We start from the raw sequence: 6,448 nt of genomic DNA, 5'->3' as shown, positions 1-6,448 counted from the left end.
TTGGGCAATTGCAAAATAGTGTATTTTTGAGGTATGAAGTAAAGCCCCAAACCCTATTCTTAGAGGAAAGGAGCGATCGCTCTCCCCAATCAAGCAAGGAAACTAAGCGATGCCCAACTCTTGGAGACGCTCTGCGCGAAGGGCATCACTCCTATTCAAGCGAACGCGAGTAGCGCGTCTGGTAGAGAGGAAAACGGAAAAGCGTCGCACCCCAACCCCCCATGAGTACTAGATTATATCTGTAGTTAGAGTTTTACTAGTTGTAATTGGGCGATTATTCAGCCATTTGTGTGAGGTAAACAGTAAGTGAATAGATGTACTTTGTTATTCATAACAGCATGAAAAACAAGATACTTATACTTTTAGCAAATTTTATTTGCCGTGAATATTCATCTAAGTTTTCGGTTCTGGAAGCGAGTATTTACTTGTTTTACCTTAATTAGTTTAGTAACAGCTTGCGAATCAATTCAAGCACAGCAAATAACTGACCGACAGTCCCAAGTTATTTTGGGTGATAGTAATGGCGAACTAACTGAGCAAGGTGCTGTGCGTACTTACTATATTTACACACCCAAGTCTTATTCTTCTAGTCGTCCTATGCCATTAGTTTTAGTATTTCATGGGGACGATGGTAGCGGGCGCTCAATTAGTAATGTCTCTCGATTTAATGAATTAGCAGAACAAAAAGGGTTTATTGTAGTTTATCCTGATGGAATTGACCATAAATGGAGCCTGAGAAAGAAGGGCAAAAGGAATATTGATGATATCTCTTTTGTCAAGAATTTAATTAATCACTTACAGCAAGTTAGAAATATTGATAAGCGTAGAATCTACGCTACTGGCTTTTCTAGGGGTGGAATATTAACTCAGGCTTTGACTTGTCAACTATCTGATCAGATAGCAGCTTTTGCTTCTGTTGCTGGTTCTCTGCCAATGCGACTTGAACAAACATGCCAACCACTTCTTCCTGTATCAATATTGATGATTAACGGCACAAACGACCAATCTGTACATTATCAGGGCGACAAAAAAACTCAAAAAGGAGCGCTCGTTTCGATTCCGAAAGTAGTAAATTTTTGGCGCGAGCGCAACCAATGTCCCACGTATACTGCAAACGATGTAGCATTTGCCCTTAACAATCAAAGCAGTAGCGATAGAGTTAAAACCTATTCCTACTCCGGTTGTAGCGCTGGTTCCGAGGTTTTAGAATTGGCTGTAGTTAATGGGGGACATCTTTGGTACGGTGGTACTTCTAGTGATAAAAATATTAACAAGTTCAATAACAACCTGGGTTTGGACTCAACTCAGACGATTTGGAATTTCTTTGAGCGTCATACTCTACCCCCAGTTCCGGGCAAACGCATCTGATCAATAAGAACACCTCAATCTCAATAAAGCCCAAAATAATCAGATGGTGGGTGCGATGGCGTACCCGCCCGCCGCAGGTCTTACCCTGAGCCTGCGCCGAATGGCATCACACCTCAACTTTCCTCTGTTGCGATCGCTTCTAACGGCAGCACCGCGCAATCGCCTATCGCCTGGAATTCAAGCGACCTAACAGTGCGTCTCGTATAGAGGAAAACCCAAGAGCGATGCCCAACTCTTAGAGACGCTGCACGTAGCAAGATCCCGTTCGCCCCTGGCATCCCGTAGGGAAGGGTACGGCGCAGCGTCTCTAAGAGTTGTGCGGGCTGTTCGGTGACGCAAGAGTGATGAAGTCAGTATCGGGTAAAATATTGGGAATTAAATATTAGAGAATTAACGGCAATGAACAATCAACTTAAACCTCATAAACTGAGCATGGTAGTGACGTTATTTACAGTGCTGATGCTAGGTAGTTGTAGTCCCAAATCTGAAGAATCTACTAGCACTACACCTCAAACACCAACTGCTGTTGCTCCAGCTAGTACAGCAGCTAGTACAGCAGCCAGTCCTGTACCTACTACAGCAGCTAGTCCTGTTCCTGGAAATACAACTTCTAGCTCTAAGAAGCCAGCATCGGCGGGGAATAAAACAGCAGTTTTAGCAGCAGCACAAAATCTCGGAGTGAAACCACAAAGCGAAACAACTTGCCCAAGTGATGCACTGGTAAAAGGCAAGATTACGAAGAAGAGAGGCAACATTTATCACCTTCCCAAAACCTTAGATTACGAAAAAGTCAAACCGGATATTTGTTTTAAAGACCCAGCAACAGCACAACTTGCTGGTTTCCGTGCGCCTAAGTGATCTAAACAGGGCAAATTTTCAAATACATCCTGCTTTCGCTCCTGCTCATTGCCGCACCAATTCTGTTAAAATCGCGTCTGGGATCGCATAAATGTTGAGACAGTGCTATGTGTGCAAAGGGATTTGGGCAATCTCAACCCACTAAAATCGATAAACTAGTTGAAAATGCAGTGCGTTACAGTCAATTCAAGCCATAGTGCAGCAAGCTTTTGACATTAAAGAAAGTTCATCAGAGGAAGCGCATCGGGTAAATAATGCCTTGCTGCAAGAACTGACTGTTACCCAGGATTGAGTAAAAAGTTGAATAACAGGAATTGTGGTAAGCGCCAGCCATGCCGCTCGTGCTTATCGTCCCATTCAAGCGAACGCGAGTAGCGCGTCTCGTAGAGAGGAAAAGAGAGCGCTAGCCTACGGTGGGCATCGCATCTTCAGTTTCTTGTAGTTCAGCAGCCGGAACTTTGATAAAGCCTTTTTCCAACCGTGCGGATGGTACTCTGGTATCTCCAAATAAGCTGTTGATGTGACGTTCTAAAGCGTTCAATTCTTGCCAGGGGTTGTAACGAACTAGCATATTAATTTCTCCCTCGTACCAGTAGAGTTTGTTGCTCAATTAACTGAGGATTTAATTCCTTGCTTTGATTACCATATTATTGAGAACTAAGAAGCTTGTAAATTCGGTTATTATCACCAAAGAATTGATGATTACCGCACCAAGTTAGGCAGTAAAAAAGATTATGGTTTACTCTAATTTTGCGGTTCGGTAAACCCGAATAATAACTATTAATACCAATAATAATTAACTAATAAATCTGCTGTTCAAGGGGATTTGCTTTGACACTAAACTTTACTTTATTCTACCAAAATGGTTGCCCCCAGCGCTCCCAATTCTCCTTATTGAATGGACTGCGCCACTTCAAAATCAAGCTTAACTCCAACTCTTGCCGGGGTTTTCTCTCAACCGGAGCATCCCACCAAAACGCTGCATTGACCGCAGTCTGAATCCCATAGCGATCGCTGCACTGCATCAAGCACAATCGCCTGGCCCATCTCTTCACTGTTCAATAGCTTTAAAAGCTGTAATGCATATCGTGCATAGCTTAAAGATTTTCTTAGTGCCATTCGTCTATATCTTTTTTTCCCGAATCACCATTGCATTTCTTTGAGCCAATTTTTTTCTGAATAATTTTTTTATTTAAAAGTTATGCTGACCAAATAAATAAGAAACTCAAATATTAAGGAAATTTTTTAAATAATGAAAGAAATATGATAATCAATTATCTAAGAATAAGAAGATATATTTTTCAGATTAATTAAAACAATTGACTTTTTCCTTTTTTTTAGTGTAGGCTGAATAAAGATTGAAAGGGAGTAGCTGCTGGCTAATCAAGTCAGTACATCTGAATCAACATACTGGCGCATCGCCTGGTTCAGATGACAAGTTTTTGAGTCTCAGTAGTTAACTGAGGCGAATCTTTATGCTTGGGAGCGAGACTTTCACTAAGTTCACATCTGATGTGAGCTTGGTGGAGTACAGATGTGCTGCTCAAGCTCACTCAGGAAAGTTGTAATAAATCTGAGGAGCTTGCTCGGCTCATATCACAATGGAATTAAATCTCTTTGTTTCTACTTTTGCACTAATATTTGTGGCTGAACTACCAGATAAAACTGCTTTTGCAGCTTTATTACTTGCCACTTCTCATCATCCTCTTGCAGTTTTTACAGGCGCGGCGGTCGCATTTGTCATTCAGAGCCTTGTTGCAGTGGCATTCGGTAGTTTATTTAGCCTTTTACCACCGATGCTTATTCATATAAGTGCGGGAATTCTATTTTTAGTATTTGCAATCATGATGTGGTGCAAGAATGAATCCGGCGGTGAGGATGTTAAATCTGATCAGCAAGCAAAAAAAGTTCGTTTTTCTAAATCTGTTACATCGACATTTATGACTATTTTTATTGCTGAATGGGGAGACTTAACACAGTTGGCAACAGCTACTTTGGCAGCTAAATATCATGCTCCAATCACTATCTTCTGTTCCGCAACTTTAGCGCTTTGGGCTGTGACAGCTATTGCAGTAATAGTCGGATATAAAGCCAAACATCTAATCCCACCAAACTTGTTACAGAGAGTTGCTGCAACTGCATTTGCGCTAGTAGGAATTGGACTCTTGCTTAAACACTAGTATTTCCTTCATCCACCTTGAAATTTTGTTTCGTATTCACATACAAACAGGTAAGCGAGGGACACAGAAAGACTGGGCATTGGATGCTAGTTGTCAGATTGAGGAGCAAAGGAATTGGTCTATCAATAATTTTCGGGCACAGAAAGCGTTTTGCTGAATTGTCCCGTCGTTGTGGCTCGCAATATCTTATATCTGTACAGATATCGCTATCGCTTACCATCAGTAAGTCCTATTTCATAACTTGCAACTGGGGTTACTATTGGGCAGGGTTAACCCCACAAAGCCTTCAGACTACCCCTCTGGGGGCTATTAATTTCTATTACTATTTTAGAATCGACACTTAAAATAAATGGGTTGACCAAAATCAAAGTTTTGGTTGAACTGTTTCGCATCAATGGCGGTAGACCTGGCTTGTACTTGGCCGACATTCGGGACAAAAAATACTACTACTGCGGTCAAGACTGGGAAGAGGTCAAAGCCAAGCTAAGAGAATTAGGTATTGGCAGAGATGAGCCAAGTTACTCCTGAACGTTGGCGTTCGCTTTCTTCGTCTCTGAAAGAGAAGCCTCTCGTAGAGAAGAATTTTTGTAGTGGCGATTGCTCAATTTATATTTATAGCGATCGCCTTTTATCCTAAGCAGAAAATTTTACTCTATTGCGTAAACAATTGAGAGGTGTTAATTGTAACCCAAAATTGTTAAGATTTCTTAGCTTTTGCTCTCCTGATAAAGCTGATTATTTTTTCTAAACTAACCCCTTCATTTTGCATAGATTGGATAAGTGCGATGCCTGCGGCGGGCGTAGACGCCATCGCTCCCAACGGCACTGATCCAATACTCCGCCCCTTCCACTCACCGTCTACCTTCTCTTCCCAGTTAAAGCCCCAGCGCCAATGAGTAGGATTGTCGGGGTGTCTGTGGCCAATTATACGGGGATAAGAAGCGATCGCGCCGTCTTTGAGCTTCTTGTTTTCAATATATTTATATAAACAACCCTTGCGCTGTCTGCTTTTGGCTTTTTGGTTAGAAGCTGCTGCGCGTTCAGTTTCCTCTAAGAAATTTTCGGGTACTACCTGATACCCAACTTTTTCCTCTATCGCTTTTAGCGTCTCCCCTTCTCTACGAGACGCTGCGCGATGGGAGAAGAATTTATCAATTAGGTGTTGGGGTGCGATCGCAAACCCAATAATTTGCTGATCATCTCGTTCCCAGTTGTAAGTTATCAAGTCAGATGAACCCAACCAGTTAACAACAAACCCAAAGCCAAAATTATCTTTGATAATTGCTAATGATTCAGACTGATTAATAATGTAAGTTTCCGGTTGAGCATTAGCCCTGGTAACTGGCGGCAGGTTCTCTGCATAATGAGTTGAGGTAGACAATTCTGTTAAGGGCGATCGCTGCGACTCTAGGATCGAGAAGATTTCCTGCTGCCTGTCGCATTCTTCTAATAGTTCCGTCGCGGCTCTTGACTCCGAGGGGTCTAGCCAGGAGTCCGGGATTTCGTACCAATGACAAAGGATAACCGGGTTTAATACCTCGCCTTTGTTTATTAAACCTAACTTCTTCAGTTCTGCTTCTTGCTTGGTCTGTCCAGGAGGCCGCCCTTTCCCACTGAGGCTTAAGGCTCCGGGCGATCGCAACCAGCAATACTCGCTCTCTAATGAAGGGACTGGCAAAGTGGCCGCTTCCGATAGTAAGCCATTCCGCATCGTACCCGCAAAGGGCAAGCTGTCTGAGTATGTATGAAAAATAGAGGTGGTTTGTGTCTGGTTTATAGGGGCAGGTGAGAAGTCCTGCAACGTTTTCGATGGCGATGAATTTGGGCTGCAATTCTCTGATAATTTTAAGGACTGCGGGGAAACAGTCACGCTCGTCAGTTGCTCCGAGTCGCTGTCCTTCTGTGGAAAATGGGGGGCAGGGTGAAGAAACGACCCAGCATTACAGTTTTGACAGACAGGTATTTTGTCTTTGTCATAGTCATAAGCTAATCGGCATTTAAATTGCAACATAGTCACTATTACCCTTGTTTTTTATTTTTCG

At 42.5% G+C, this 6,448-nt stretch carries 7 protein-coding genes and 1 pseudogene; 5 read left to right on the top strand and 3 right to left on the bottom strand.

Going from position 1 to position 6,448, the window contains the following annotated elements; all coding sequences use genetic code 11:
* Positions 1 to 381: 381 nt before the first annotated feature.
* The 3 genes from HWQ38_RS02900 to HWQ38_RS02890 all read left to right on the top strand — a co-directional run bounded on the left by HWQ38_RS02900 (position 382) and on the right by HWQ38_RS02890 (position 2,226).
* A complete protein-coding gene (locus tag HWQ38_RS02900) occupies positions 382 to 1,368 on the top strand; it encodes a PHB depolymerase family esterase (RefSeq protein ID WP_292789876.1) in 987 nt (328 codons plus the stop codon).
* A gap of 55 nt (positions 1,369 to 1,423) precedes the next feature.
* Positions 1,424 to 1,558, top strand: coding sequence for a hypothetical protein (locus HWQ38_RS02895; protein WP_292789874.1), 135 nt, complete (start codon positions 1,424 to 1,426; stop codon positions 1,556 to 1,558).
* A 209-nt stretch (positions 1,559 to 1,767) separates the two neighbouring features.
* The gene (locus HWQ38_RS02890; protein WP_292789872.1) at positions 1,768 to 2,226 is read left to right on the top strand and encodes a hypothetical protein; all 459 of its coding nucleotides are present in this window, start codon (positions 1,768 to 1,770) and stop codon (positions 2,224 to 2,226) included.
* Between the two features lie 403 nt (positions 2,227 to 2,629).
* Here the strand turns inward: HWQ38_RS02890 and HWQ38_RS02885 are convergent, their stop codons facing one another.
* Both HWQ38_RS02885 and HWQ38_RS02875 read right to left on the bottom strand, forming a co-directional pair.
* Positions 2,630 to 2,797: a hypothetical protein gene (locus tag HWQ38_RS02885; protein ID WP_334792284.1), complete on the bottom strand. Its 168-nt coding sequence runs from the start codon at positions 2,795 to 2,797 to the stop codon at positions 2,630 to 2,632.
* Positions 2,798 to 3,180: 383 nt separating this feature from the next.
* The gene (locus tag HWQ38_RS02875) at positions 3,181 to 3,345 is read right to left on the bottom strand and encodes a hypothetical protein (protein WP_292789878.1); all 165 of its coding nucleotides are present in this window, start codon (positions 3,343 to 3,345) and stop codon (positions 3,181 to 3,183) included.
* Between the two features lie 482 nt (positions 3,346 to 3,827).
* Here HWQ38_RS02875 and HWQ38_RS02870 point away from each other — a divergent pair, with 482 nt between their 5' ends.
* Positions 3,828 to 4,406 carry a TMEM165/GDT1 family protein gene (locus HWQ38_RS02870; protein WP_292789871.1) on the top strand — a complete coding sequence of 193 codons (579 nt, stop codon included), beginning with the start codon at positions 3,828 to 3,830 and terminating at the stop codon, positions 4,404 to 4,406.
* Between the two features lie 354 nt (positions 4,407 to 4,760).
* Positions 4,761 to 4,934, top strand: a complete 174-nt coding sequence (locus tag HWQ38_RS02865) for a hypothetical protein (protein ID WP_292789869.1) — start codon at positions 4,761 to 4,763, stop codon at positions 4,932 to 4,934.
* Positions 4,935 to 5,734: 800 nt separating this feature from the next.
* On the opposite strand, the pseudogene HWQ38_RS40320 reads toward HWQ38_RS02865, so the two are convergent.
* Positions 5,735 to 6,277 (bottom strand): annotated as a pseudogene (locus tag HWQ38_RS40320) (DNA cytosine methyltransferase); the annotation flags it as partial.
* Between the last annotated feature and the right edge of the window lie 171 nt (positions 6,278 to 6,448).

The sequence above is a fragment of the Nostoc sp. NMS7 genome (assembly GCF_017115085.1).
In the GTDB taxonomy this organism is placed as follows: domain Bacteria; phylum Cyanobacteriota; class Cyanobacteriia; order Cyanobacteriales; family Nostocaceae; genus Nostoc.
Note: the sequence above shows the minus strand (reverse complement) of the source record. Positions and strands in the feature narration are given on the sequence as shown.